At 67.9% G+C, this 24,044-nt stretch carries 22 protein-coding genes, 1 tRNA gene and 1 riboswitch; of the genes, 13 read left to right on the forward strand and 10 right to left on the reverse strand.

Annotation, left to right across the window (positions count from 1 at the left end; all coding sequences use genetic code 11):
- The first annotated feature begins 261 nt into the window (after positions 1 to 261).
- Both ACIBK2_RS06700 and topA read left to right on the forward strand, forming a co-directional pair.
- Positions 262 to 468 (forward strand): cold-shock protein, encoded by a 207-nt coding sequence (locus ACIBK2_RS06700; RefSeq protein ID WP_011206895.1) that lies wholly within the window; start codon positions 262 to 264, stop codon positions 466 to 468.
- A 321-nt stretch (positions 469 to 789) separates the two neighbouring features.
- Positions 790 to 3,696 carry a type I DNA topoisomerase gene (gene topA / locus ACIBK2_RS06705; RefSeq protein WP_396964464.1) on the forward strand — a complete coding sequence of 969 codons (2,907 nt, stop codon included), beginning with the start codon at positions 790 to 792 and terminating at the stop codon, positions 3,694 to 3,696.
- A 45-nt stretch (positions 3,697 to 3,741) separates the two neighbouring features.
- Here topA and ACIBK2_RS06710 read toward each other — a convergent pair whose 3' ends face one another.
- A complete protein-coding gene (locus ACIBK2_RS06710; protein ID WP_364726677.1) occupies positions 3,742 to 4,287 on the reverse strand; it encodes a DJ-1/PfpI family protein in 546 nt (181 codons plus the stop codon).
- A 119-nt stretch (positions 4,288 to 4,406) separates the two neighbouring features.
- Between ACIBK2_RS06710 and ACIBK2_RS06715 the strand changes: the two genes are divergently transcribed.
- Positions 4,407 to 5,612 carry a DNA polymerase III subunit delta' gene (locus ACIBK2_RS06715; RefSeq protein WP_396964466.1) on the forward strand — a complete coding sequence of 402 codons (1,206 nt, stop codon included), beginning with the start codon at positions 4,407 to 4,409 and terminating at the stop codon, positions 5,610 to 5,612.
- 72 nt (positions 5,613 to 5,684) lie between these two features.
- Positions 5,685 to 5,757: transfer RNA gene (locus ACIBK2_RS06720), tRNA-Thr, on the forward strand.
- A gap of 57 nt (positions 5,758 to 5,814) precedes the next feature.
- Here ACIBK2_RS06720 and ACIBK2_RS06725 read toward each other — a convergent pair.
- Positions 5,815 to 6,030 carry a hypothetical protein gene (locus ACIBK2_RS06725; RefSeq protein WP_396964469.1) on the reverse strand — a complete coding sequence of 72 codons (216 nt, stop codon included), beginning with the start codon at positions 6,028 to 6,030 and terminating at the stop codon, positions 5,815 to 5,817.
- Between the two features lie 238 nt (positions 6,031 to 6,268).
- On the opposite strand from ACIBK2_RS06725, the gene ACIBK2_RS06730 reads away from it, so the two are divergent.
- Positions 6,269 to 6,688 carry a YciI family protein gene (locus tag ACIBK2_RS06730; RefSeq protein WP_396964471.1) on the forward strand — a complete coding sequence of 140 codons (420 nt, stop codon included), beginning with the start codon at positions 6,269 to 6,271 and terminating at the stop codon, positions 6,686 to 6,688.
- A gap of 15 nt (positions 6,689 to 6,703) precedes the next feature.
- The gene (locus tag ACIBK2_RS06735) at positions 6,704 to 7,981 is read left to right on the forward strand and encodes an RNA polymerase sigma factor (protein ID WP_396964473.1); all 1,278 of its coding nucleotides are present in this window, start codon (positions 6,704 to 6,706) and stop codon (positions 7,979 to 7,981) included.
- Between the two features lie 168 nt (positions 7,982 to 8,149).
- On the opposite strand, the gene ACIBK2_RS06740 is transcribed toward ACIBK2_RS06735, so the two are convergent.
- Both ACIBK2_RS06740 and ACIBK2_RS06745 read right to left on the reverse strand, forming a co-directional pair.
- Complete coding sequence (locus ACIBK2_RS06740) at positions 8,150 to 9,202, reverse strand: alpha/beta fold hydrolase (RefSeq protein WP_396964475.1); 1,053 nt, start codon at positions 9,200 to 9,202, stop codon at positions 8,150 to 8,152.
- A 240-nt stretch (positions 9,203 to 9,442) separates the two neighbouring features.
- Complete coding sequence (locus ACIBK2_RS06745; RefSeq protein WP_396964477.1) at positions 9,443 to 9,724, reverse strand: hypothetical protein; 282 nt, start codon at positions 9,722 to 9,724, stop codon at positions 9,443 to 9,445.
- Between the two features lie 75 nt (positions 9,725 to 9,799).
- Here ACIBK2_RS06745 and ACIBK2_RS06750 point away from each other — a divergent pair, with 75 nt between their 5' ends.
- From ACIBK2_RS06750 to ACIBK2_RS06760, 3 genes are read left to right on the forward strand one after another with little or no spacing between them, the layout of a single operon-like run.
- On the forward strand, positions 9,800 to 10,177 hold the full coding sequence (locus ACIBK2_RS06750; protein ID WP_396964479.1) for a glyoxalase superfamily protein: 378 nt from the start codon (positions 9,800 to 9,802) through the stop codon (positions 10,175 to 10,177).
- 53 nt (positions 10,178 to 10,230) lie between these two features.
- Positions 10,231 to 10,692 carry a DUF2752 domain-containing protein gene (locus ACIBK2_RS06755; protein ID WP_396964481.1) on the forward strand — a complete coding sequence of 154 codons (462 nt, stop codon included), beginning with the start codon at positions 10,231 to 10,233 and terminating at the stop codon, positions 10,690 to 10,692.
- 55 nt (positions 10,693 to 10,747) lie between these two features.
- Complete coding sequence (locus ACIBK2_RS06760) at positions 10,748 to 10,936, forward strand: hypothetical protein (protein ID WP_396964483.1); 189 nt, start codon at positions 10,748 to 10,750, stop codon at positions 10,934 to 10,936.
- Positions 10,937 to 10,942: 6 nt separating this feature from the next.
- Here the strand turns inward: ACIBK2_RS06760 and ACIBK2_RS06765 are convergent, their stop codons facing one another.
- From ACIBK2_RS06765 to ACIBK2_RS06775, 3 genes are all read right to left on the reverse strand, one after another.
- A complete protein-coding gene (locus ACIBK2_RS06765; RefSeq protein WP_396964486.1) occupies positions 10,943 to 12,277 on the reverse strand; it encodes a M1 family metallopeptidase in 1,335 nt (444 codons plus the stop codon).
- A complete protein-coding gene (locus ACIBK2_RS06770) occupies positions 12,277 to 16,191 on the reverse strand; it encodes a Pls/PosA family non-ribosomal peptide synthetase (RefSeq protein ID WP_396964488.1) in 3,915 nt (1,304 codons plus the stop codon). Before ACIBK2_RS06770 ends, ACIBK2_RS06765 begins: the two co-directional genes overlap by 1 nt.
- 339 nt (positions 16,192 to 16,530) lie before the next feature.
- On the reverse strand, positions 16,531 to 17,178 hold the full coding sequence (locus ACIBK2_RS06775; protein ID WP_396964490.1) for a LysE family translocator: 648 nt from the start codon (positions 17,176 to 17,178) through the stop codon (positions 16,531 to 16,533).
- 146 nt (positions 17,179 to 17,324) lie between these two features.
- A riboswitch (SAM riboswitch) is annotated at positions 17,325 to 17,438 on the forward strand.
- A gap of 47 nt (positions 17,439 to 17,485) precedes the next feature.
- Between ACIBK2_RS06775 and ACIBK2_RS06780 the strand changes: the two genes are divergently transcribed.
- Entirely contained in the window at positions 17,486 to 18,805 is a 1,320-nt protein-coding gene (locus tag ACIBK2_RS06780) for an aminotransferase class V-fold PLP-dependent enzyme (protein ID WP_396964492.1), read from the forward strand.
- 37 nt (positions 18,806 to 18,842) lie between these two features.
- Here ACIBK2_RS06780 and ACIBK2_RS06785 read toward each other — a convergent pair whose 3' ends face one another.
- From ACIBK2_RS06785 to ACIBK2_RS06795, 3 genes are all read right to left on the reverse strand, one after another.
- The gene (locus tag ACIBK2_RS06785) at positions 18,843 to 19,394 is read right to left on the reverse strand and encodes a flavin reductase family protein (RefSeq protein WP_396964494.1); all 552 of its coding nucleotides are present in this window, start codon (positions 19,392 to 19,394) and stop codon (positions 18,843 to 18,845) included.
- Between the two features lie 90 nt (positions 19,395 to 19,484).
- Positions 19,485 to 19,961, reverse strand: a complete 477-nt coding sequence (locus ACIBK2_RS06790) for a YbaK/EbsC family protein (RefSeq protein ID WP_396964496.1) — start codon at positions 19,959 to 19,961, stop codon at positions 19,485 to 19,487.
- Positions 19,962 to 20,013: 52 nt separating this feature from the next.
- Positions 20,014 to 20,334, reverse strand: coding sequence for a 2-oxo-4-hydroxy-4-carboxy-5-ureidoimidazoline decarboxylase (locus tag ACIBK2_RS06795; RefSeq protein WP_396964498.1), 321 nt, complete (start codon positions 20,332 to 20,334; stop codon positions 20,014 to 20,016).
- Between the two features lie 351 nt (positions 20,335 to 20,685).
- On the opposite strand from ACIBK2_RS06795, the gene ACIBK2_RS06800 reads away from it, so the two are divergent.
- The 3 genes from ACIBK2_RS06800 (at position 20,686) to ACIBK2_RS06810 (ending at position 23,985) form a co-directional block, all read left to right on the forward strand.
- Positions 20,686 to 21,507, forward strand: coding sequence for a crotonase/enoyl-CoA hydratase family protein (locus ACIBK2_RS06800; protein WP_379281942.1), 822 nt, complete (start codon positions 20,686 to 20,688; stop codon positions 21,505 to 21,507).
- An 89-nt stretch (positions 21,508 to 21,596) separates the two neighbouring features.
- Complete coding sequence (locus tag ACIBK2_RS06805) at positions 21,597 to 22,103, forward strand: MarR family winged helix-turn-helix transcriptional regulator (RefSeq protein WP_396964500.1); 507 nt, start codon at positions 21,597 to 21,599, stop codon at positions 22,101 to 22,103.
- Between the two features lie 73 nt (positions 22,104 to 22,176).
- Positions 22,177 to 23,985: an MDR family MFS transporter gene (locus ACIBK2_RS06810; protein ID WP_396964502.1), complete on the forward strand. Its 1,809-nt coding sequence runs from the start codon at positions 22,177 to 22,179 to the stop codon at positions 23,983 to 23,985.
- Positions 23,986 to 24,044 lie beyond the last annotated feature (59 nt).

Raw genomic sequence — 24,044 nt, forward strand, 5'->3', positions numbered from 1 at the left:
GCGCATTCGCAAGATCAACTTTTTTGCAAATTGTCGGTAACTCGACTGTTGAATTGCTCGGAGACATGGTTCACTGGTTCCTGGTCGCAAGCTTCTGTGTTCGAGGGTCGGATCCAAAGTCCAAACCGTCAGCAGGATCGATGTTGCGAACGGTGTGCTTGGTGCTTTCCTGCAGGGGGAACCAACAGTACAGCGGTCGGAACGGGCCCGGTGGACGAACCCAGTTGTCCGCCGTTCCGGTAAGAAAAGAGAAGGAACAGAATGGCACAGGGAACTGTGAAGTGGTTCAACGCGGAGAAGGGGTTCGGCTTCATCGCGCCCGAGGACGGCTCCGCTGACGTCTTCGTCCACTACTCCGAAATTCAGGGTTCGGGCTTCCGCACCCTCGAAGAGAACCAGAAGGTCGAGTTCGAGGTCGGCCAGGGCACCAAGGGCCCGCAGGCCACCGGAGTTCGCGCGCTCAGCTGAGCGACGCCATCCAACACTCGTCCCTCACCGCCGGTAACCCGGAGGTGGGGGACGAGCTATATCTAGGGCAAAGACACACCCAGCGACTCAGGTCAGGGCGTTGTGAACACGCCGTGGCGCAGCCGAGGCCTGAACACAAGGCATACTGATTCGCAGTGACGCGCGTACGCTCTGTGGTTCAAGTCGCAAGCACTCGACCACACGTAGCGTCAAGGTATAAACGTGTCTGGTGGCGACGCCCAGCCGTCGTCCCCGCTTGCCCCAGCCGCGCACAGCGCCGAAAAGCGTCAGCGCGGGTCGACAGGAAAGGTGTATTCGCCGGTGGCAACACGAGACCGCGGTGCAGCCGACCAGGGCCGTCCCCTGCGTCGTCTCGTGATCGTCGAGTCCCCAACCAAGGCCCGAAAGATAGCGCCCTACCTAGGCCGTAACTACACGGTCGAGGCCTCGGTGGGCCATATCCGGGACTTGCCACGGGGGGCGGCGGACGTTCCCGCCAAATACAAGGGTGAGTCCTGGGCGCGCCTCGGCGTCGACGTTGACCACGACTTCGAGGCCATCTATGTGGTGAGCCCCGATAAGAAGGCCAAGGTCGCCGAGCTCAAGAGCTTGCTGAAGGACGCCGACGAGCTCTATCTCGCCACCGACCCCGACCGGGAGGGCGAGGCGATCGCCTGGCACCTGCTGGAAACGCTCAAGCCCAAGGTCCCGGTCCGGCGGATGGTGTTCCACGAGATCACCGAGCCCGCCATCCAGGCGGCCGCGGCCGACACGCGAGACCTCGACAACGATCTGGTCGACGCGCAGGAGACCCGCCGCATCCTGGACCGGCTGTACGGCTACGAGGTCAGTCCGGTGCTGTGGAAGAAGGTCATGCCCCGGCTCTCGGCCGGCCGGGTGCAGTCGGTCGCCACCAGGGTGATCGTCCAGCGCGAACGCGAGCGGATGGCGTTCCGCTCCGCCGAATACTGGGATATCGCCGCGAAACTCGACGCGGGCCCGGGCGAAGACGGTGACACCAGTAACCCGCGGACCTTCGGGGCGCGGCTGGTGAACGTGGCGGGCGCGCGCGTCGCGACCGGTCGTGACTTCAGCTCGGACGGCCAGCTCAAGACCGCCTCCGGGGTGGTCGTGCTGGACGAGGCCTACGCGCACCGCTTGGCGCAGGCGCTCGACGGCGCCGATCTGGTGGTCTCCTCCGCGGAGGCCAAGCCGTACACCCGCAAGCCGTATCCGCCGTTCATGACCTCGACGCTGCAGCAGGAGGCCGGGCGCAAGCTGCGCTTCAACTCCGAGCGCACGATGCGGGTCGCGCAGCGGCTGTACGAAAACGGCTACATCACCTATATGCGTACCGACTCGACCACGCTGTCGGAGTCGGCGATCGCCGCGGCTCGTTCGCAGGCGACGCAGCTCTACGGCACCGAGTACGTGCACCCGACACCGCGGCAGTACACCCGCAAGGTGAAGAACGCGCAGGAGGCACACGAGGCGATCCGCCCGGCCGGCGACACCTTCGCCACCCCGGGCCAGTTGCACGCGCGACTGGACAACGATGAGTTCCGGCTCTACGAGATGATCTGGCAGCGCACCGTGGCCTCGCAGATGGCCGACGCCAGGGGCACCACGCTGACCCTGCGCATCACCGGCACCGCGACCACCGGCGAGGAATGCGTGTTCTCCGCCTCGGGTCGCACCATCACCTTCGCGGGCTTCCTCAAGGCCTACGTGGAGAGCGTGGACGAGGAGGCGGGCGGTCAATCCGACGACGCCGAATCCAGGCTGCCCGCACTTGCCGAGGGCCAGGGCGTCACCGCGGTCGAGCTGAATCCCGATGGGCACAGCACGAATCCGCCCGCGAGATACACCGAAGCCTCGCTCATCAAGACGCTCGAAGAGCTCGGCATCGGCCGGCCTTCGACGTACGCGTCGATCATCAAAACGATTCTCGACCGCGGCTATGTGTACAAGCGCGGCAGCGCGCTGGTGCCGTCGTGGGTGGCGTTCGCCGTGATCGGTTTGCTGGAAGAGCATTTCGGCCGACTGGTCGACTTCGACTTCACCGCGGGCATGGAGGACGACCTCGATGCCATCGCCGGTGGCCGCGAGCAGCGCGGAAGTTGGTTGTCCAGCTTCTATTTCGGCGGCGAGACCGGTGCCGAGGGTTCGGTGGCCCGCTCGGGCGGCTTGAAGAAGATGGTCGGCGAGCGGCTCGACGACATCGACGCGCGAGAAATCAACTCCATCAAGCTCTTTGCCGACGAAGAGGGACGCGACGTCGTCGTCCGGGTCGGCCGGTACGGTCCGTACCTGGAGCGGATGGTCGTCAATCCCGATGACCCCGAAGGCAATTCGATCTCACAGCGGGCCAACCTGCCCGACGATCTGCCGCCGGACGAGCTGACCATCGAGGTCGCCGAGAAGCTGTTCTCGACGCCGCAGGAGGGCCGCTCGCTGGGCACGGATCCGACGTCCGGGCACGAAATCGTCGCCAAGGAAGGACGTTTCGGCCCGTACGTCACCGAGGTGCTGCCCGAGCCCGCCGCCGAGGAAACCGCCGCGCCCGCCAAGAAGACGGCGAAGAAGGCGGTCGCGCCCAAGCCGCGCACCGGGTCGCTGTTCAAGTCGATGGACCTGGCCTCGGTCACGCTCGACGACGCGCTCAAGCTGCTGTCGCTGCCGCGTGTGGTCGGCGCGGACCCGGCCTCCGGCGAGGAGATCACCGCGCAGAACGGCCGTTACGGCCCATATCTGAAGAAGGGCACCGACTCTCGTTCGCTCACCAGCGAGGATCAGATCTTCGACGTCACGCTCGACGAGGCGCTGAAGATCTACGCCGAGCCGAAACGGCGCGGGCGGCAGGCGTCCGCCGCGGCGCCGTTGCGCGAGTTGGGCAACGACACGGCCTCCGGCCAGCCGATGGTGATCAAGGACGGACGTTTCGGTCCGTACGTCACCGACGGCGAGACCAATGCCACGCTGCGCAAGGGCGACGAGATCGAGTCGATCACCCCGGAGCGGGCGATGGAGCTGCTCGCCGATCGCCGGGCGCGTGGACCGGTGAAGAAGAAGGCTGCGGCCAAGAAGGCGCCCGCCAAGAAGACTGCGGCGAAGAAGACCGCCGCCAAGAAGGCGACGGCCAGCAAGTCGACGACCACCAAGACGGTGGCCAAGAAGACCGCCGCGCAGAAGACGGCGGCGAAGAAGACCGGCGTCGGAAATTCCTGAGTTCGCGGGTCGGGCGGAGCGCCCGACCCGCGACCGGATTTCGCGCTATTTGCCCAGCACCCTGAGGAATTCACGCATCCACGCGGGATGATCGGGCCAGGCCCGGCCGGTGACGATGTTCTCGTCGACGTAGGCCTCGCTGTCCACGAATTTGGCTCCGGCCGCCTCGATATCCGGGGCCAACGCCGGGTACGCGCTGCACGAGCGGCCGACCAGTACGCCTGCGGCAGCGAGGATCAGCGGTCCGTGGCACAGCGCGGCGATGGGTTTGCCCGCCTCCGCGAAGTGCCGCGCCAGGCGCTGACAGTCCGGATTGTTGCGCAGGTACTCCGGTGCCCGGCCGCCGGGCACGACCAACGCGTCGTAGGTGGCCGGATCGACATCGGCGAACGCGACGTCGGCAGGCCAACTGTGCCCGAGCTTTTCGGTGTAGGTATCGAAGCCGTCGACGAAGTCGTGCACCACGAACTGCAACTTCTTGACGGCGGGGGCCGCGATATGCACCTCGTGGCCCTCTTCGAGTAGACGCTGATACGGGTACATGACCTCGAGGTCTTCGGCCGCATCGCCGGTGATCAACAGGATTCTCACGGTGATTCCACCTCCTTCTCGAGGATCCGCCCGGCGGCCGGCACGGTCAATAGCCGCGTGCGCGTCGCCCGCACCCGACCGGGCGATCTGTGTCGGTGCGGGCGGCTAGGGTGTACGGCGTGGCAGGTGTCTTCGATCGGTTGGTCGGCCAGGATGCGGTCGAGTCCGCGCTCACGACTGCCTCGGTCGCGGCCCGCGCGGAGGTCGTCCAGGGGGCGATGACGCATTCGTGGCTGTTCACCGGGCCGCCCGGATCGGGCAGATCCGTTGCGGCGCTGTGCTTTGCGGCCGCGTTGCAGTGCACCGACCCAGGCACGCCTGGCTGCGGTCGCTGCCACGCCTGCACCACCACCATGGCGGGCACGCACGGCGACGTGCGCCGGGTGATCCCGGAGGGGCTGAGCATCAGCACCAAGGAGATGCGCGAGATCGTGCAGATCGCCTCGCGCAGGCCGAGCACCGGCCGGTGGCAGGTGGTCGTCATCGAGGACGCCGACCGGTTGACCGAGGCCGCGGGCAACGTGCTGCTGAAGGTGGTCGAGGAGCCGCCGGACCGGACGGTGTTCCTGCTGTGCGCGCCGTCGGTCGACCCCGAAGACATCTCGGTGACCCTGCGCTCCCGTTGCAGGCACGTGCATCTGGTGACGCCCTCGGTGCCCGCCATCGCACGGGTGCTGATGGAACGCGACAAGCTCGACGAGAAGACCGCGAACTGGGCCGCCTCGATCAGCGGCGGACACGTCGGCCGCGCCCGGCGCCTGGCCACCGACGAAGAGGCGCGCGCTCGTCGCCAGCGCGCGCTGGCCCTGGTCGGCGCCGCCTCGAAACCCGGCGCCGCCTATGCCGCCGCCGACGAACTGGTCAAGGCCGCCGACGACGAAGCCAAACAGATGAGCGCGGGCCGCGACGACCGTGAACGCGAAGAACTGGCCACCGCGATGGGCGCGGGCGGCACCGGCAAGGGCGCGGCGGGCGCCACCCGCGGTTCCGCCGGCGTGCTGAAAGACCTGGAGCGACGGCAGAAGTCGCGGGCCACCCGCACCGGCCGCGACTCGCTCGACCGCGCCCTCATCGACGTCGCCGGTGTCTACCGCGACGCGCTCGCCGTCCGCTTCGGTGCCGCCCGCAACGGTTCCGGCGTGGCCCTCACCCACCCCGACATGTCCGACCAGATCCACGATCTGGCCGACCGCGTCCGCCCCGAGGGCCTGCTCAAATCCATCGACGCCGTCCTCGCCTGCCGCGAGGCCCTCGACGTCAACGTCAAACCCCGCTTCGCCCTGGCCGCCCTCGCCGCCGCCCTGATGGCCGCCCAATCCGGCTGACACCGCCCACGGTGACCACCCGTTTTCGCGATCCACCCCCCGAGACGATAGACTCGCCACGCCGAAAGGCACGCCGCCTTAGCTCAGTCGGTAGAGCGCTTCACTCGTAATGAAAAGGTCGCGAGTTCGATTCTCGCAGGCGGCTCCGGTGCTGTTGCCCCTGTATGCGGATTCGCATGCAGGGGCTTTTCGTTGTCCAGTGCTACTCGGCTCCGGTCTTGCGGTAGTAGACGGTGATCGACGGCCAGTTGCCGTCTGCGGTGATCTCGTTGTGCAGGATCAGGTCCGCCACCGTGACCGGGCCAAGAGTTTCGATCGTGGATGCGATGGTGCGCAGTAGGTTCGGCACGTCCGCTTGGCCGGGGCCCGCCGGGTTCGACTGGGAGAAGTGCAGTGCCTGGTAGTCGGTTGATGTCATGAAGGTCCCTCTGGTTCGACTTGTGCTCGTTGCGGCTGCTCGACCCCGTGCAGGCTGTGTCATCGCACCCCTCGCCGCCCGGATGAACCGCGACTCATCATCATCGATCAGTTGACCAGCCCTAGGACTCGGTGCCCGAAAAAGAAATTTCGGGGGCGTGTCGATCTTCGGTGTCGCCCGTTCGACCTAAGGGTGAAAGGGTCCAGAGGGGACCCGGACGCACCTAGGAGACGAAACCATGAAGTACATGCTGGTGATGCGCGCGACGGACGAGGCGTATGCGGGGATGGGCGAGATCGACTTCGAGAAGATGCTCGAGATCGTGGGGCAGTTCAACGAGGAGCTGATCCGGGCCGGGGTGTTGCTCGCGGCCGAGGGGCTCGAGGATCCGGCCGAGAGCGTGGTCGTCGACTACTCGTCCGAGCAGCCGATCGTCACCGACGGCCCCTACGGTGAGACCAAAGAGTTGTTCGGCGGCTTCTACATTCTCAATGTGGCGTCGAAGGAGGAGGCGATCGAGTGGGCCAAGCGCATGCCGATGGCCTCGCCCGGCTTCAAGACCGAGATCAGGCGGGTTTCCTCGATCGACGAATTCCCGCAGGACAACGAGTGGATTCAGAAGGAGCGGGCGTGGCGCGAAGCCACCGGTCAGCTCTGAGCGGGACGGCGGGCGATGGCTGAGCACACCGGTCGTGCGGCCGTCGCCGCCGTCTGGCGGATCGAATCCGCTCGGATCGTCGGCGCGCTGGCGCGCTACACCGGTGATTTCTCACTTGCCGAGGACCTCGCCCAGGAGGCGCTGGCCGAGGCGCTGGTGACCTGGCCGCGCGACGGGGTGCCTGGCAATCCCGCGGGGTGGCTGCTCACCGTCGGCAGGCGGCGGGCCATCGACGCGTTCCGGCGGCGCTCCGCCCTCGACGACCGGTACACCGTCCTTGCCCGCAACCTGGGCGAGGGCGGTGCCGTCTCGGGTAGCGAACCGGCCGAGCCCACCGACGACGTGCTGTGGGATCCGGACCAGATCGATGACGACATCCTCGCGCTGATGTTCATCTCCTGTCACCCGACGCTGTCCAGAGAGTCCCGGGTCGCGCTCACGCTGCGCGTCATCGGCGGTCTGACCAGCGACGAGATCGCCAAGGCATGCCTGGTGCCGACGGCGACCGTGCAGGCGCGGATCACCAGGGCCAAGAAGACGCTGGCGGCGGCCAGGGTGCGGTTCGAGGTGCCGTCGGCGCAGGAGCGGGCCGTGCGGCTCGGCTCGGTGCTCAACGTGGTGTATCTGATCTTCACCGAGGGGGCCTCGGCCAGTTCCGGCAGCGAGTTGATCCGGTCCGAGCTCGCGGGCGAGGCGCAGCGACTGGCCCGGGTGCTCGCTCGGTTGGTGCCGAACGAGCCTGAGGCACAGGGACTTCTGGCGCTGCTCGAGCTCACCGCAGCGCGTTTTCCCGCGCGCACCGGACCGGACGGACACCCGGTCCTGTTGGCGAAGCAGGACCGTCGTCGTTGGGATCGCGCGGCGATCCGTCGTGGCCGCGCGGCCTTGGATCGCGCGGTGCGGGTCGGGCGAGGGCTGGGCGCTTACGGCCTGCAGGCCGCGATCGCCGAATGTCATGCTGTCGCACCATCAGTCGAGGACACGGCCTGGGACCGCATCGTGCTGCTGTACGAAGCGCTCGGGCGACTGGCACCCTCGCCGGTGGTCGACCTCAATCGCGCGGTGGCGGTGTCGATGGCGCAGGGACCGGCTGCGGCACTGCCGATCGTCGACGAATTGTCCTCCGCCCCAGCGTTATCGGCCTCGCATCTGTTGCCGAGCGTGCGCGGCGAACTCCTGATCCGATTGGGCAGAACAGCGGAGGCACGCGCCGAACTGACCCGCGCTATCACCTTGTGCGCCAACGACCGTGAGCGCGCGGTCCTGTCCGACAAGCTCGCCGATCTCGACTGATCCGTTCAGCTCACGAAAGATGTTGTGCCACAACCTTGGAATAACCTCTTCTGCCGAGGGATGATTGCGTGCTCGGCAGTAAGGACAACGTCGCGCCGACGAACTGATCGGTAGTGGGTGTTGCTCCTGGGCCGGGCGCCGTTGACCGGCCCAGGAGAACGATCGGGGTCAGCCTGCGACGGCCGTGCGGAGATTGGCCTGCTGGGCGACCAGCTCGAGTTCCGCGTTGAAGCGGTCGGCGGCCTCGATATTGCCGAGGTGGCCGGTCGGCCAGCTGTGGTACGCGGCGAGATGGCCGGTGCGGGACAGGGTGTCGGCGATGCGGCGGGCCATCCGTTCCGGCAGCAGCCGGTCGTGGCTGCCGGAGATGACCGTGGTGGGGATGGTCAGGTGCGCGGCGCCGTCGCTGACGTCGAGATCGGCCAGGGCGGCGGCGTGCTTGCCGCGAGCAAGGGGGCGACAGGAGCGGACGATGCCGAGGGCGAAGTTCACCTCGTCGGCGGTGGCGTGCTTGCTCATCACCCGGTCCTTGAGCACCGCGCCGACCAGCCAGCCGCCGGGCAGCGGGACCGGGCTGGTGAGCACCGTCTCGGAGACGAAGGTGGGCAGACGGACCGGGGCGCCGAGCAGAGTGACCGGCTTGTTCTGCACGGTGAGCTGCTTGTTCAGTAGGGGGAGCAGGTCGGTGTCGTACCGGATGTTGCCCGCAGTGGTGTTCAGCAGGATGGCCGCCGAGGCGCGGCGGGCGACCTGCTCGGGGTAGCGAGCCGCCCACGCCTGCACGGTGATTCCGCCCATGCTGTGCCCGGCGAGCACGGCCCGCTGGCCGGGGCGCAGGGCGGCGTCGAGCACGGCGGACAGGTCGTCGGCGAGGGTGTCCCGGCTCGGCATGCGGGCGCCGAGTTCGCTGGCGCCGTGGCCGCGCTGGTCGTAGCAGACCACCCGATACCGGTCGGCGAAGGCGTTGATCTGCGGATTCCAGTACTCGATGCTGCAGCTCCAGCCGTGGATCAGCACGATCACGTCGCCGTCGGCGGGGCCGTAGGCGTGTACCCGCAGGCGGGTGCCGTCGACGGTGGTGACCGGGATGACCTCGAGCGGCGCGGTGGGAGCGTTCAACGACGCAGTGCGGAAGGTGCGTGATCGCAGTCCGGCACGATAAGCGGCGGTCAGGGCGCCATTACGCGCGTCCGCCAAAGTCTTCATCGACTTCACCAGCATCGGGCACTCCTTTGTGTCTGCCGCCACAGTACAGTGCAAGCTGAGTGCTTGCTAGTGCAAGCGCGCCGCGGCGGAACTTCTGGCTCACTGGGTTGAATACCCGGAATTCGGTGCAGTGACACCGTCTCTTTTCACAAAAAAACCGGTCGAAGATGGGCCTCTGCTCACTTCATCGCACCACCTGACAGGCTCCGTTAGCCCGCGAAAGTGGCGATCCAGTAACGGTTTCCGCGCCCTCGCTCAGCTGGTGGAGTACAGCGCGGCGATCACCTCGGGGAGCACCAGGCACACCTGGTCGTCCGGATGGAAGTCGCTGGGCACGTCGCTGCGATTGGGCGCGCGGACGAAGACCACGACGGAGGAACCGTCGCCAGGATCGATTTCGACCGCGACCATCCGGCCGCTGTCATCGTCGAGATCGTGATGCTTGGGTGCGGACCAGTGCCCCACATGCCCGAAATCGAGCCTGCGAGTCGCGTTGATCGCGAATCCGTCGAGCCGGGTAAAACCAGCGGCATCCACAATGGAAATCATACTCTACCTGCGAAAATAGCAAATATATTCGATCATGTCTTACCTCGGTGCGATGATCGTCGGGTGGCTTCCGATGCGATCGGCTTCGCAGCACCCATCCCCGTATTGCGCATGTTCGATGTCGCGCGGGCGTACGAGTTCTATTGCGACTACCTGGGTTTCACCGTCGACTGGGAGCACCGGTTCGGCGACAACTTCCCGCTGTACGCCGAGGTCTCCCGTGGCGCGGCGAAATTCCACCTCAGCGAGCATCACGGTGACGGCACGCCAGGCACCGTGGTGTGGATCGCGGTGGCAGACATCAAGGCCTGGTACACCGAGCTAGCAGGCAAGGAGTACCGCTACGCCAAGCCGGGACCGCCCGAGGACGGCCCAGGCGGTCCGGGATTCGAACTGATCGACCCGTCCGGCAACACCCTGCGCTTCGCACAGCCCGACTAGACCAGCGCCATCGGTGTGGCGGTGACCGGCGGCGCGCAGTTACCGTTGGTGCTGTGGACAGCACGCACGTGGCACCGGAACCGGCGGCGCAGCAGCAATCAGCACCGACCAAGCCCGGTTTGCGCGGCGTCGGAGTGCCGCTGCTGGTGGCGGGTGTCGGCATCGGGATCGGCGTGCTGCTGCACGTGCGCGACCCACACGTCGACGGTTCCTACGGTGTGTGCCCGGTCTACGCGCTGACCGGATGGTGGTGTCCCGGCTGCGGCGGCATGCGCGCTGTGCACAACCTGACCGACGGCCACCTGCTGGATGCGGTGCACAGCAACCTGCTTGCGATTCCGTTGGTCCTCGCCTTCGTGCTGTGGGTGAGCGACTGGACCCTGCGCGCCTGGCGTGGCCAGCGCATGCGCCTGCCCTCGATCTCCCGCACCACGATGTGGACCTTCTTCGCGCTACTGACGGTCTACACCGTATTGCGCAATACGCCGTGGGGCACCTGGTTCACCCCGGTCTGATCCGATCCGGCGTGCCCGGGTGATTTCCCCGCCGCGGACCAGGCAAGCTGCTGTCATGAGTGATTCGCTGAAGGACCGTGTCCGCTCGAAGCTATTGCGCCAGCTCGCGGAGGACGGCGCACCGGACAACGAACAGGACGATCCCCGCCGGCTCTCGGTCGAATCCGATCTCGAGGCACTCGACAACGTCGGCGACGACGATCCCCTCATCGAAGAACTCGCCTCGCGCTACCTGGTGTTCTGAACAGAACTACGCCGCCGAGGGCGGGAGCTGCGGCAGCGGCTTCTCGACCAACCAGCTGTCCCACAGCGACCGCAGCGGCGTCCGGCTGTAATGCCCGGCCAGATCGGTGAACTCCTCGGTGCTCACCGAGCCGTGCCGGTAGCGAATCGTCCACTCCCGCAACAGATCGTAGAATCCGAGATCGCCCAGTTCCAGCCGCAACGCGTGCAGCGTGAGCGCACCGCGCTTGTAGACCCGATCGTCGAACATGTGTTGCGGCCCCGGATCGCCGACGGCGAGGTCCTGCGGCTGCCTGGACAGATTGTGCCGGGCCGCACGCGCGAGCTGGTCGGCGGTCGGGCCACCCGCCTCCTCGGACCAGATCCATTCGGCGTAACAGGCGAAGCCTTCGTGTAGCCAGATGTCACGCCACTGCCGGATGGTGAGGCTGTTGCCGAACCACTGATGCGCCAACTCGTGCGCGACCAGCCGTTCCGCTCCGCGTCTGCCGTCGCAGTGGTTGGCACCGAAGATCGAGATGCCCTGCGCCTCGATCGGGATCTCCAGATCGTCGTCGGTGACGACCACGGTGTAACCCTCGAACGGATAGGGCCCGAACCGTTCGGTGAAGATCTCCATCATCTGCGGCTGCCGCGCGAAGTCGTGCTCGAAGTTGGCGCGCAGCCGGACCGGGGCGACGGCATGCATGGGCACCGAGTTGGCCGGCGCGACGATGCGATGCTTCTGATACGGCCCGACCTGGATGGTCGCCAGATAGGTGGCCATCGGTTCGGCCTGCTCATACACCCAGGTGGTCTGGCTGGCCTTGACCTGCTTGCGCAGCAGCGTGCCGTTGGCCAGCGCGTAGTACGGACTGTCGGTGGTGATCGAAATCCGGTAGCTGGCTTTGGAACTCGGGTGGTCGTCACACGGGAACCAGGACGCCGCGCCGTTCGGCTGACTCGCCACCAGCGCGCCCTCGGTGAGCTCCTCCCAGCCGACCGCGCCCCACGGTCCACGCACCGGGCGAGGGATGCCGCCGTATTGGACGACCAGCGAGAGCACACCGCCCGCCGGGATCCGTTGCTGCGGCGTGATCACCAACTTGCCGCGCTGATGGGTGTATTTCGCGGCCTTGGCGCCGTTGACGAACACCTTGGACACGGTGAGCGCCTGGGACAGATCGAGCGAGAAGCGCGGCTGCACAGCGGTGGTCACCGCGGTGATCTCCGCGCGACCGGCCAGCCGATTGCTGGCCACCCTGTAGGTGAGGTCGAGCTCGTACCGCGATACCCGGTAGCCCCGATTTCCGTTCTGCGGCAGGTATTCGTCGATCGGTGCTTCGTAGAACTTCCCCGGCATCAGCGGGCCGCTCCCGGGTCGCCTCCGAACCAAGGCGCGATCGGGTTGCCCCACCAGCGAGTGGACGGGGGAACGGTGTCGCCGCGCATCACCAGCGAGGCGGGGCCGATGGTCGCGCCCTCGCCGATGGTCGAGGCGGGCAGCGCGACGCAGTGCGGGCCGAGCGTGGCACCCGCACCGAGGGTGACCGTGTCCATGGACATGATGCGATCGTGGAAGAGATGGGTCTGCACGACGCAGCCGCGCTCCACGGTCGCGCCGTCACCGAGTGTCACCAGGTCCGCCTCCGGTAGCCAATAGGACTCGCACCATACCCCGCGGCCGATCTTGGCACCGAGTCCGCGAAGCCACAGGTTCAGCACCGGGGTACCCGTCGCGGCGCGCGCGAACCACGGCGCGGCAACGGTTTCCACGAAGGTGTCGGACACCTCGTTGCGCCACACGAACGAACTCCACAGCGGATGCTCCTCGGCGCGAATCCGGCCGATCAGCAACCACTTCGCGGCCACTGAGCTCGCGCCGGCGAGCGCGCCGGCGGCCAGCAGCACGAAGCCGCTGAGCAGCGCGGTGGGCAGATGGCCGAGGCTCTGCGCGAGCCAGGCGAGGGTGAACAGCACGCCGAGCCCGATGGCGAAGGTCACCAGCACCGGGATCAGGCGGCAGGTCTCGACGATGCCGCGCGCGATCCGCAGCTTCGGCGGCGGATCGAAAGTGCGCGCGGTGTCCGAACTTTCCGGTGCGCGACGCAATCGCACGGGCGGGCTGCCCAGCCAGGACGAGCCCGCCTTCGACTTGGACGGCGCGGCCGAAAGGACCGCGACCAGCCCGTTTTTCGGCACCCGGCGACCGGGCGCGGTCATGCCGGAGTTGCCGAGGAACGCGCGCTTGCCGACCTTCGCCTCGCCGATGCGCAGCCAGCCGCCGCCGAGCTCGTAGCTGGCGATCATGGTGTCGTCGGCCAGGAACGCGCCGTCGGCGACCGTGGTGAACTTGGGCAGCAGCAGCACCGTGGACGCCTCGACGCCCTTGCCGATCTTCGCGCCGAGCAGGCGCAGCCAGATCGGCGTGAGCAGGCTCGCGTACAGCGGGAACAGGAAGGTGCGGGCGGAATCCAGCAGGCGCTCGGTGGACCAGACCTGCCAGCCCGTCCGGCTGCGTACCGGGTGATAACCCTCGCGCAACCGGAAGCTCAGCAGTCGTACCAAGATGATGGTGATCGCCGCGTAGACCGCGAGGCTGAGCAGCGTGGCGACCGGCAGGATCGCGAAGGCGCGGCCCAAACCGCCCGCGAGGGTGCGGGTGTCGCGGATGAACCAGGCGATGAAGAGACCGCCCGCGCCGAGTCCGAGGATCGGCACCGCGGCCAAGGCGATCGAGGTGACGCCGAAGATCGCCACCCAGTGCGCCGCGCGATCGGGCGTGTGCCCGGGCCAGCGATGGTGCGCCTTACCGATTTTCGCGGCGGGCGAGCCCGCCCACTCCTGCTCGGCCTTGACCTTGCCGGATACCGCTGAGCCTGGCGCGACCTCGGCGTTCTTGCCGATTCTGGTGCCGGGCAACAGGATCGATCGAGAGCCGACCACCGCGCCGGGTCCGACGGTGACCGGGCCGATATGGACGACGTCGCCGTCGATCCAGTAGCCGGACAGGTCGACCTCGGGTTCCACGCTGCAGCCGTCACCCAGTTCGAGCATGCCGGTCACCGGCGGGAGGGTGTGCAGGTCGACGCCCTTGCCGATCTTGGCGCCGAGCGCCCGCGCGAACGGCACCATCCACGGTGCGCCGGAGAGGTTTTCCGCACCGCTAGCCTCGGACAGGCGTACCGCGGCCCACAGCCGCAGGTGCACCGAGCCGCCGCGCGGATACCGGCCGGGCGCGACCCCGCGCAGCAGCAGTCGAGCGCCGGCCACGCAGATCGCCATCCGGCCGGGGGGTGAGATGAAGAGCAGGAACGCCACCAGCGTCCACCACCAGGACAGCTGCGGCAGCCACGGCAGCGAGCCGGACCAGGCCGCGACATTGCCGACGATGGCCAGCCAGGTGAGCCACTGCAGGCCGGTGAGCGTGGTGAGCGGAATGGTGGCCAGCACCTGTGCCCACTGGGCGCGGCGCGGCGTCGGGCGCACCACGCGCTCCTCGACGGCGACCGCCGGTGTGCTCTGTTCCAGCAGTTCCACCAGCGCGCCGAGGCGGGGGTGGTCGTAGAGGTCGGCGACGGTGATCTGTGGATAACGCGCACGCAGTGCGGTGACCATCTGCGCCGCGGCCAGCGAGCCGCCGCCCAGGTCGAAGAAGTCGGCATCGAGGTCGGTGACCTCGCCGCCGAGCACCGAATCCCACAGTCCGGCAACCCATTGCGCGGTGCCGGTGAGATCGCTCTCGTCGTCGTCGGTGTTGTTCGGCAGCGGCCACGGGAGGGCGTTGCGGTCGACCTTGCCCGAGGTGCGGGTGGGTAGTTCGTCGACCACGGCGAGCCGAGGGACCAGCGGCGCCGGAAGCTGTTCGGCGAGTTGAGCTCTGGCCGCCTTGCTATCGAAATCGGGGCCGGTGCCCGCGAGGTAGCCGACCAGGATCTTGTTGCCCGCCTTGGTCGTTCGGATCGCGGCGGCGGCGCCGGTGACGCCGGGCAGGTGCTGCAGCGCGTTGTCGATCTCGCCGAGTTCGATGCGGCGGCCGCCGAGCTTGATCTGGTCGTCGGCGCGGCCGAGGAAGACCAGGCCCGCGCTGTCGTTGCGCACCAGATCGCCACTGCGGTAAGCGCGGTCCCAGCCGACCGAGGGCAGCGGCGCGTACTTCTCGGCGTCCTTCGCGGGATCGAGGTAGCGGGCCAGGCCGACGCCACCGATCACCAGTTCGCCGGATTCGCCCTCGGCCACCGGGTTTCCGGCCGCGTCGATCACCACCAGATCCCAGCCGTCGAGCGGCAGCCCGATCCGGATGGGCCAGGCGCCGTCGAGCAGCGCGGCACAGGCGACCACCGTTGCTTCGGTGGGGCCGTAGGTATTCCAGACCTCGCGATCCGTATCACCGTTTCCGGCAAGACGTTCGGCGAGCTCGGGCGGCACCGCCTCACCGCCGAAGATCAACAGCCGGACCGCGTCCAGCGCCTCGGCGGGCCAGGTGGCGGCCAGCGTCGGCACGGTGGAGACGATGCTGATCTCCCGGCGCACCAGCCACGGGCCGAGATCGGCGCCGGTGCGGACCAGGTCGCGCGGGGCGGGCACCAGGCAGGCGCCGTTGCGCCAGGCCAGCCACATTTCCTCGCACGAGGCGTCGAAGGCGACGGAGAGTCCGGCGAGCACGCGGTCGCCGGGGCCGATCGGGGCGTCCGGCAGGAAGAGCCTGGCCTCGGCGTCCACGAACGCGGCGGCGTTGCGATGGGTCACCGCAACACCTTTCGGCGTTCCGGTGGAGCCGGAGGTGAAGATGATCCAGGCGTCGTCGGCGGGAGTCGGCAGGGTGCTGGTGCTCGCGTCGGCCGGATAGTCGGCCGCGGCCCGGATGCCAGCCGGTGTCGTCTCGATGCCCGCCGCCGTGACGATCGCGGTGACCTGCGCCTCGCCGAAGACCAGCTGGGCCCGTTCGTCCGGGTCGTCGGCGTCGACCGGCACATAGGCGGCGCCCGCGTACAGGACGGCGAGGATGGTCAGATAAAGCTCTCGGGAGCCCGACGGCATCCGTACGCCGACCCGGTCGCCCGGCCGCACGCCCGCGGTGGCGAGCCGGGCCATGGTCTTCTCGATCTCGACGACGAGCTCGAGGTAGCTGAGCACCACCTGGCCGTCATCGATGGCGGGTGCGTCGGGATGGGTCAGCGCGGTCGCGGTCAGGATGTCGACGAGGGTCCGGGCCGGTGGCGTGTGCGCGGTCCGAAGTAGTGGGTCCACCGTCACATCAACCTGTGGTTGGAGCATGACGCCCTGCCCACCTCCCATTCGACCTGCCTCGCACTTCCCTGGTGTTGTTTGTGTCATAGCTGGGTTACCAGTGGGCAAACGCCACGGTGACCAGTTGTCCACGGTACTCGGGGTTGTCGACGTTTGTTGTTCACCGGCGCGGTTGCCCGTCTCGGGACTGTGGGCGGGGTTGTTGCAGGTCGTGGCGATTTCTTCCGGACACGCCGAAGCAACGCCTGGTCGGCGGGTTGCCCGGCGGGTTCGCTGGATGGTCGCTGCGCCGACCTGCTTATTCCGGTGTGATTCCCCACATGAGCTTGGTGATCTTGCAGCTCAGGGCGTTTCGCGCAGCATCGATCAGGCCGCGGAGGCGGCGGTGCCGACGCCGAGGGTGGCCAGGATGGCGGCACTGATCTGTTCGAGCCGATCCCGGAGCTTCGGGCGGCGCAGCAGTACGACCGCACGCGAGGCGGCCAGGGCCAGGAGCACCATCGCTACCGCGGCAATGGTCGATTCGACGGCACCGAGGGCGAGGGTGTTGGCGAAGGTGACCTCGGTCAGGAACTGGGGCAGCACGGCGAGGTAGAACAGGCCGACTTTCGGGTTGAACATGCACGAGACGACGCCCGCGGTGAACGCCGAGCGAACCGATGCGCGGGTGCCGCCGCCCGCGTGCGCGAGACCCTCGGCGTCGGTGGCCTCCTGGCCCGCCCTGCGCTGCCGCCGCTGGTCGAGCAGCGCGCGAATACCCAAGTACACCAAGTAGATTCCGCCGATCAGCTTCAGCGCGCGATACGCGGTCGCCGACTGCTCCAGCAGCGTGGCGACACCGGCCGCGACCACCACCGCCCACAGGATCCCGCCCAGCGCCGAACCGATCGCGGCCGCGATGCCCGGTCGGGCGTCTACCAGCGAGAACCGCAGCACGAGAAACGAATCCGGGCCCGGCGTCAGCGCCAGTAGCACGCACAGACCGATGAAGCTGAACAGCAGCGAAAGTGACACCTCATGATGTGACCGCAAAGTCGCCGGAGAAGCAATGGATTTCCACCGCACCCGCCGGCGGTGACCAGCGCGCGAGTTTTCCGGGCGAACACGCGGCGGCGCGGACCAGTTGACAGCGCCGGGGGATGTCTGCCAATCTCGGATCAGGTCATGAGTACCAGCGTTCAGCCCCGGCTTGCTGGTCGGCAACCCTCCTCCGCGGCGGGGTGCTCCGGGTGACGACCGGGCTGACACCCGACCGGGTGCGGCAAGCGCGGACTCGACGAATCACCTGATTGCGGGTCCCAGAGCCGACGGGATTTTCGTGATGACTGCTGTGGCGACCCAGAACTGTGCCCCCCTCGCCCGGGTTTCCGGTGACGACCTCCAGGTGCCGCTCGTCCAAGGCGGGGCGACCACCTACGCCAACTTCGACTACGCGGCGAGCGCACCCGCATTGGCCCAGGTCACCGACCGAATCCAGCAGCTGCTGCCGTTCTATGCGAGCGTGCACCGCGGCGCGGGCTACGCCTCGCGGATCTCCACCGAGTGCTACGAGGCCGCCCGCGGTTCGGTGACCCGCTTCCTCGACGCGACCGACGATCAGGTGGTGGTGTTCACCCGCAACACCACCGACTCGCTGAACCTGCTCGCGGCCTGCGTGCCCGGCGACACCGTGGTGCTCGACATCGAGCATCACGCCAACTTCCTGCCGTGGACCACGCACGGCCGCCGTGTCGTGCAGGCCGCGGCCACCGTCGAGGAGACCATCGGGCGCCTGGTCGCCGAGCTGTGTAGCAAGCCCGCCGCGCTGCTCGCGGTCACCGGCGCCTCCAACGTCACCGGCGAGGTGCTGCCGCTGGAGCGCCTGGCCACCATCGCCCACCAGTGCGGCGCCCGCATCCTCGTCGACGCCGCCCAGCTCGCGCCGCACCGGCGAATCAGCCTGCGCGACACCGGCATCGACTACCTCGCGTTCTCCGGCCACAAGCTGTACGCGCCGTTCGGTGCGGGCGTGCTGGTCGGCCGCCGCGACTGGCTCGACAACGCCGAGCCGTACCTGGCCGGCGGCGGCGCGGTCCGCGAGGTCACCACTACCGGCGCGGAATGGGCGCCCGCCCCGCAGCGGCACGAGGGCGGTTCACCCAACGTGCTCGGCGCGGCCGCACTCGCCGCCGCCTGCGACGCACTCTCCGAGATCGACGCCGACACGCTCGCCGCGCACGAACACCAGCTCGCCGACCGACTGCGCGACGGTCTCGCCGCCATCCCCGGCGTCAACCTGCTGCGCATCTGGACCGACGCCCCCGACACCGTCGGCATCATCGCCTTTACCTTGGACGGTTTCGTCCCCGGCCATGTCGCCGCCTACCTGTCCGCCGAACACGGCATCGGCGTCCGCGACGGCCGCTTCTGCGCCCACCCCCTGCTCGCCCGCCTCGATCTCGACGGCGCCCTCCGCGCCAGCATCGGCCTCGGTACCACCCTCGCCGACGTAGAGCGCCTGATCCAGGCCATCGCCACACTGGTCGAGGCCGGACCGGCCTGGAACTACGCCACCACGCAGGGCCTCTGGAACCCCACCCCCGAAACCCGCCCGTTCACGTCCCAATCGCCCACCGGCGCAGCCCCCTGCCTCGTCGACTAGACCGGCAACAGCGGTCGCCCGGCCTGGGCGACCGCGTTCAGTCGCCGAGTCTGGTGGGCCGGTGGTAGCGGCCGTTGTAGTAGAGGAGGGGAGCGGCGGCGGGGGTTTCGTTGGTGTTGTCGTGGACTCGGGTTACCAGGCCTACGACGAGGGTGTGATCGCCAAGGGGAATCAGTTGGTGGATGGTGGCGCGCAGCCAAATCGGCGTGCCGTGCAGGACGGGTTCGCCGGTGTCGAGGGTGGTCCATAGCGAGCGGTCGGCGAAGCGGTCCGCGGCGGTGCGGGCGAAGCGTTGGGCCAGCTCGTGCTGGTGTTCGCCGAGGAAATGGATGACGACCGAGTCGGCGTCCAGCAGGGCGGTGAGGCTCGATGAGGTGTGCGCGATGTTGAAGGAGACGAGCGGCGGCGCCAGCGACAGGGATGCGAACGAGGTCGCGGTGAAGCCGATCGGGCCGTTCGGTGAGTTCAGCGTGACAACGGTGACGCCCGCCGGATAGTGGCGCATCGAGGCGCGGAATTGCTCGGCGGTGATCCCGCTCAGATCATCGGGGATCTGGAAGTCCGTGGCGGGCCGTTCTGCTTCGGTCACCCGTCCAAAACTACGCGGGGTTCCTACGGCTCGCCTATAACGCCCGCGGCGACTTGTTGTCCTGAATACGCGGAGAGGCGGGCTGGCGATTCAGTCGACGTCTATCGGGAGACCTGCGGTGATACGCACCAGCTCGTGAAAAGAGGTGCGGAACACCGTGTTCGGGTGGCCGCCCGCGGCCCACACCTCGCGGTGGTTGGAGAGGGCGGTGTCCACCCAGGTGGGCAGGTTGGTCGGGTGACCGACCGGGGCGACGCCGCCGATCGGCTGGCCGGTCACCTCGCGCACCATCTCCACGGGCGCGTGGGTGAGCGTCCCCTCCAACCGCTTTCCGGTGGACTCGAGATCGACCTCGTGCGCGCCGGAAACCAGCAGCAGCACCGGATCCTCGTCCAGCAGGAAGACCAGCGCGGAGGTGATGGCACCCACCTCGACGCCGAGCGTTCGCGCGGCATCGGCGATGGTGGGCGTTGGTGCCGGCTGGGTCACGATGACACCGTGATGGCCTCGGGCGATGAGGGTGTCCGCGACTCGGCAGGCGATCGGTGGCAATGTCGACCTGCGCATGCCACCAGAGTAGAGCGATTGCGGATGGTGCGCCGGGCTACTCGATAATGCGTCAGTATTCCGGATAGCCCTCGCTCGGCCCGAGCATCAGCGCGATCCGCGCGCGGGTGATCCGCGCGAGCTCGGTCACGCTGCCGCCCGAGACCTGTTCGTGCGCAACTGCTTCGAGTGCCCGATCCAGATCGGCCTTGGACAACGCGAGCAACTCGATATCGGCCTCGGCCAGCAGCGCGTCCCGATCCGGATAGGGCCGGGCGGCCGCGAGCTTGGCGGCCCAGGTGACATTGCAGCAGCAGGAGAAGAGCGCGTGTATCGCACGGGCGCGGGAGATTTCGTTGAACCGTTCGAGACCGATTCCTTGATGCATCAGCATGATGGCCTCCGACTCGATGATTGAGGTTTGCTGACTGACTCCATGATCCGCTCGAGGGTGAGGTGGGACCTAGTGCGCCGCACCGATTTTGCGCAGGGTTTACATGAGGGCTGTGTTATTGGCCGCGCGGGCGCGGCGTGTTCGTGGCCCCCGGGTGTCTCGCGTCCGAGCGGTCGAGACTCGTGCCTGCGGCGCATGCGCTTCGACCGCTCGGACGCGAGACGGGCCACGAACGCGCTCGCAAAACTCGCGCTGTGGTTGTCGACTGTGCTTCGACGGCACCATCTGGTGTTTACCGCTGATTCCCGGATGCGGAGTATCGGTCTGTCGCCTGCTCGATACGCTGTACAAATGACTGATTGGCAGGCTTTCACCGTAGAAACGAAGGACCACGTCGCGCAGGTGACGTTGACGGGTCCCGGCAAGGGCAATGCGATGGGCCCAGACTTCTGGCGGGAGCTGCCGGAGATCTTCCACGGCCTCGACGCCGACCCCGAGGTGCGCGCGATCGTGCTCACCGGCTCGGGCAAGCACTTCTCGTACGGCCTCGACCTGCCCGCGATGAGCGGCCTGTTCGGCCCGCTGATGGCCGACAAGGCGTTTGCCGCGCCGCGCACCGAGTTCCTGGTCGAGCTGCGCAAGTTGCAGGCGGCGGTGACCGCGGTGGCGGATTGCCGCAAGCCGGTGATCGCGGCGATCTCCGGTTGGTGCATCGGCGGTGGGCTGGACCTGATCGCCGCCGTCGACATCCGCTACGCCAGCGCGGACGCGAAGTTCAGCCTGCGTGAGGCGAAGGTCGCCATCGTCGCCGACATCGGGTCGCTGCACCGGCTGCCCGGCATCATCGGCGAGGGGCAGTTGCGCGAACTCGCCTACACCGGCAAGGACATCGACGCGGCGCGGGCGGAGAAGATCGGCCTGGTCAACGACGTTTTCGCGGATCAGGAGGCGGCGCTGGACGCGGCGCACGCCACCGCACGCGAAATCGCCACGAACCCGCCGCTGGTGGTGCAGGGTGTGAAGGACGTGCTCGATCAGCGGAACAAGGACCAGGTGGCCGCCGGGCTGCGCTACGTGTCCGCGTGGAACTCCGCGTTCCTGCCGTCGGAAGACCTCACCGAGGCGATCAAGGCGGTGTTCGAGAAGCGGGCACCGGAGTTCAAGGGCAAGTAAAGCTCTGGAAATCACTTGCCCCAGTAGGCGGCTCGTCCGCATACTTGCATCGCGCAACTAATTGATTGATGCAAGCAAAGGTATAGGGTTTGGACGAGCAAACGATCGACACGATCGCGATGCAGCTCACCCGATTGCAGCGGATCCGTGACCGTACTGCGGCCCAGATCGGTACGTGGACCAAGGACGGGCTCGATCCGGCCGCATTCGCCACGCTGATCCGGCTGTGTCACGACGGGCCGATGCGATCGGGCGCACTGGCCGACGTGTTGCACTCGGACGCGTCGACGGTGAGCCGTCAGGTGGCACAGCTCGTCGGCAAGCAGTTGGTCGAGCGGCAGGCCGACCCGGCGGACGGGCGAGCCACCGTGCTCGTCGTTACTGAACGTGGCCGGACGGTCGCCGAAGAGGTCCGTAGGCGGCGCAACGAGAACCTGTCCCGGGTGATGGCCGAATGGGCGCCGCAAACCCGGGCCGAGTTCGCCGAGCTGCTCCGGCAGTTCGTCGACGACTTCGAGCGCACCAGACCCGAGATGATCGCAGCGATGCGCCGCAATTGGGATCAGACCTTTAGTGGGACGGAGAAAGACACGTGAGCGAGCAACGCGAGCGAACCGAAGACACAGCCGCCGTAGGCACGACGGAGCCGAGCGCCAGCGAGGCGCAGTCGTGACTACCGCCGAGAAGGTGGAGGCGCCACCCGCGTTCACCCATCGCCAGATTCTGGTGATCCTGAGTGGCTTGATGCTCGGGATGCTGCTTGCGGCACTGGACCAGACGATCGTGTCCACCGCGATCCGCACCATCGCCGACGACCTCGACGGCTACTCGCTGCAGGCGTGGGCGACCACCGCCTACCTGATCACCGCGACGCTGGCGACGCCGCTGTACGGCAAGTTGTCCGACATGTTCGGCCGCAAGCAGTTCTTCATGCTGGCGATCGCGATCTTCATCGTCGGCTCGCTGCTGTGCACCATCTCCCAGTCGATGTACGAGCTGGCGGCGTTCCGCGCCGTGCAGGGCATCGGCGCGGGCGGTCTGATGTCGCTGGCGCTGACCATCCTCGGCGATATCGTCGGGCCGCGCGAACGCGCCAAGTACCAGGGTTACTTCCTTGCCGTGTTCGGCACCTCCAGCGTGATCGGCCCGGTGCTCGGCGGCGTGCTCGCCGGGCAGGACACGATCCTCGGCGTCAGCGGCTGGCGCTGGGTGTTCCTGGTGAACGTGCCGATCGGCCTGATCGCGCTCGCGGTGGTGTACCGGGTGCTCAAGCTGCCGAAGCGGCCGCATTCCACCGACCGGGTGGACTGGTGGGGCGTGTTCGTCCTCGCCGTCGGCCTGGTCCCGCTGCTCATCGTCGCCGAGCAGGGTCGCGAATGGGGTTGGGCCAGTGGACGTTCCATTGCCTGCTACGTGATCGGCGTCGCCGGTGTCATCGGCTTCGTGTTCGTCGAGAAGGCGCTGCGCGACGCGGCGCTGATCCCGCTGCGGATCTTCAAGAACAAGACCTTCGCGCTCGGCGTGGTGATCTCGTTCGTGGTCGGCGCGGGCATGTTCGGCGGCATCTCGCTGCTGCCGCAGTACCTGCAGGTGGTGCGCGGTGCCAGCCCGACGCTGGCGGGTCTGCAGATGCTGCCCATGGTGCTCGGCCTGATGACCGGTTCGGTGGTGTCCGGCCAGCTGATCTCGCGGACCGGCCGCTACCGCAGCTTCACCATCATCGGCGCGACCATGCTGACGCTCGGCCTGTTCCTGCTGCACTTCCTGACCGCCGACACCCCGCTGTGGCTCGCGATGATCTTCATGGCGTGCACCGGATTCGGGCTCGGCAACCTGATGCAGCCGCTCACCCTGGCGCTGCAGAACGCGTTGCCGCCCAAGGACATGGGCGTGTCCACCGCGGCCGCGACCTTCTTCCGGCAGATCGGCGGCACGCTCGGTGTCGCGGTGTTCCTGTCCATCCTGTTCTCCCAGCTGACCCCGAACATCTCCGACGAGATGCGCAGTGCGGCAGCCGATCCGGCATTCCAGCACGCGGTGGTCGAGGGCGCGCAGAGTAGCAACCCTGCCGATGTCGCATTGTCGAAAGGTCTGCTCGCGCAGGACACTTCGGCTGCGGGCGCGGTGCTGAAGGACAGCTCGGTCATCCAGCAGCTCAGCCCGGACCTGGCCCGCCCGTTCAAGGTCGGCTTCGCGGAATCCATGTCGACGGTGTTCCTGTCGGCGACCGGTATCGCGTTGCTCGCCCTGATCCTCGTGCTGTTCTGGCGAGAGGTGCCGCTGCGCATGGTCAGCGGCATCCAGGCGGCCAAGGACGCGGCGGCCGGCGAGTCGAACTCGGCGATCGACGCGGAGGCCCGCGTGGTGGAACAGGCCGGGCTGCTGCTCGGCGGTGGTGAGGCGGTGAGCCCGCCGAACGGCAGCGGCCAGCGCGACGGTGCCGCGGGTAGATCGACGGACGGCTCCGGCTCGGCGTGACCGAAGCCGGTGTCACCGCGCCCGGGTCGATGAGGGACTCGGGCGCGGTGGCGTCCGCG

Source organism: Nocardia sp. NPDC050175 (genome assembly GCF_044459885.1).
Classification (GTDB): domain Bacteria; phylum Actinomycetota; class Actinomycetes; order Mycobacteriales; family Mycobacteriaceae; genus Nocardia.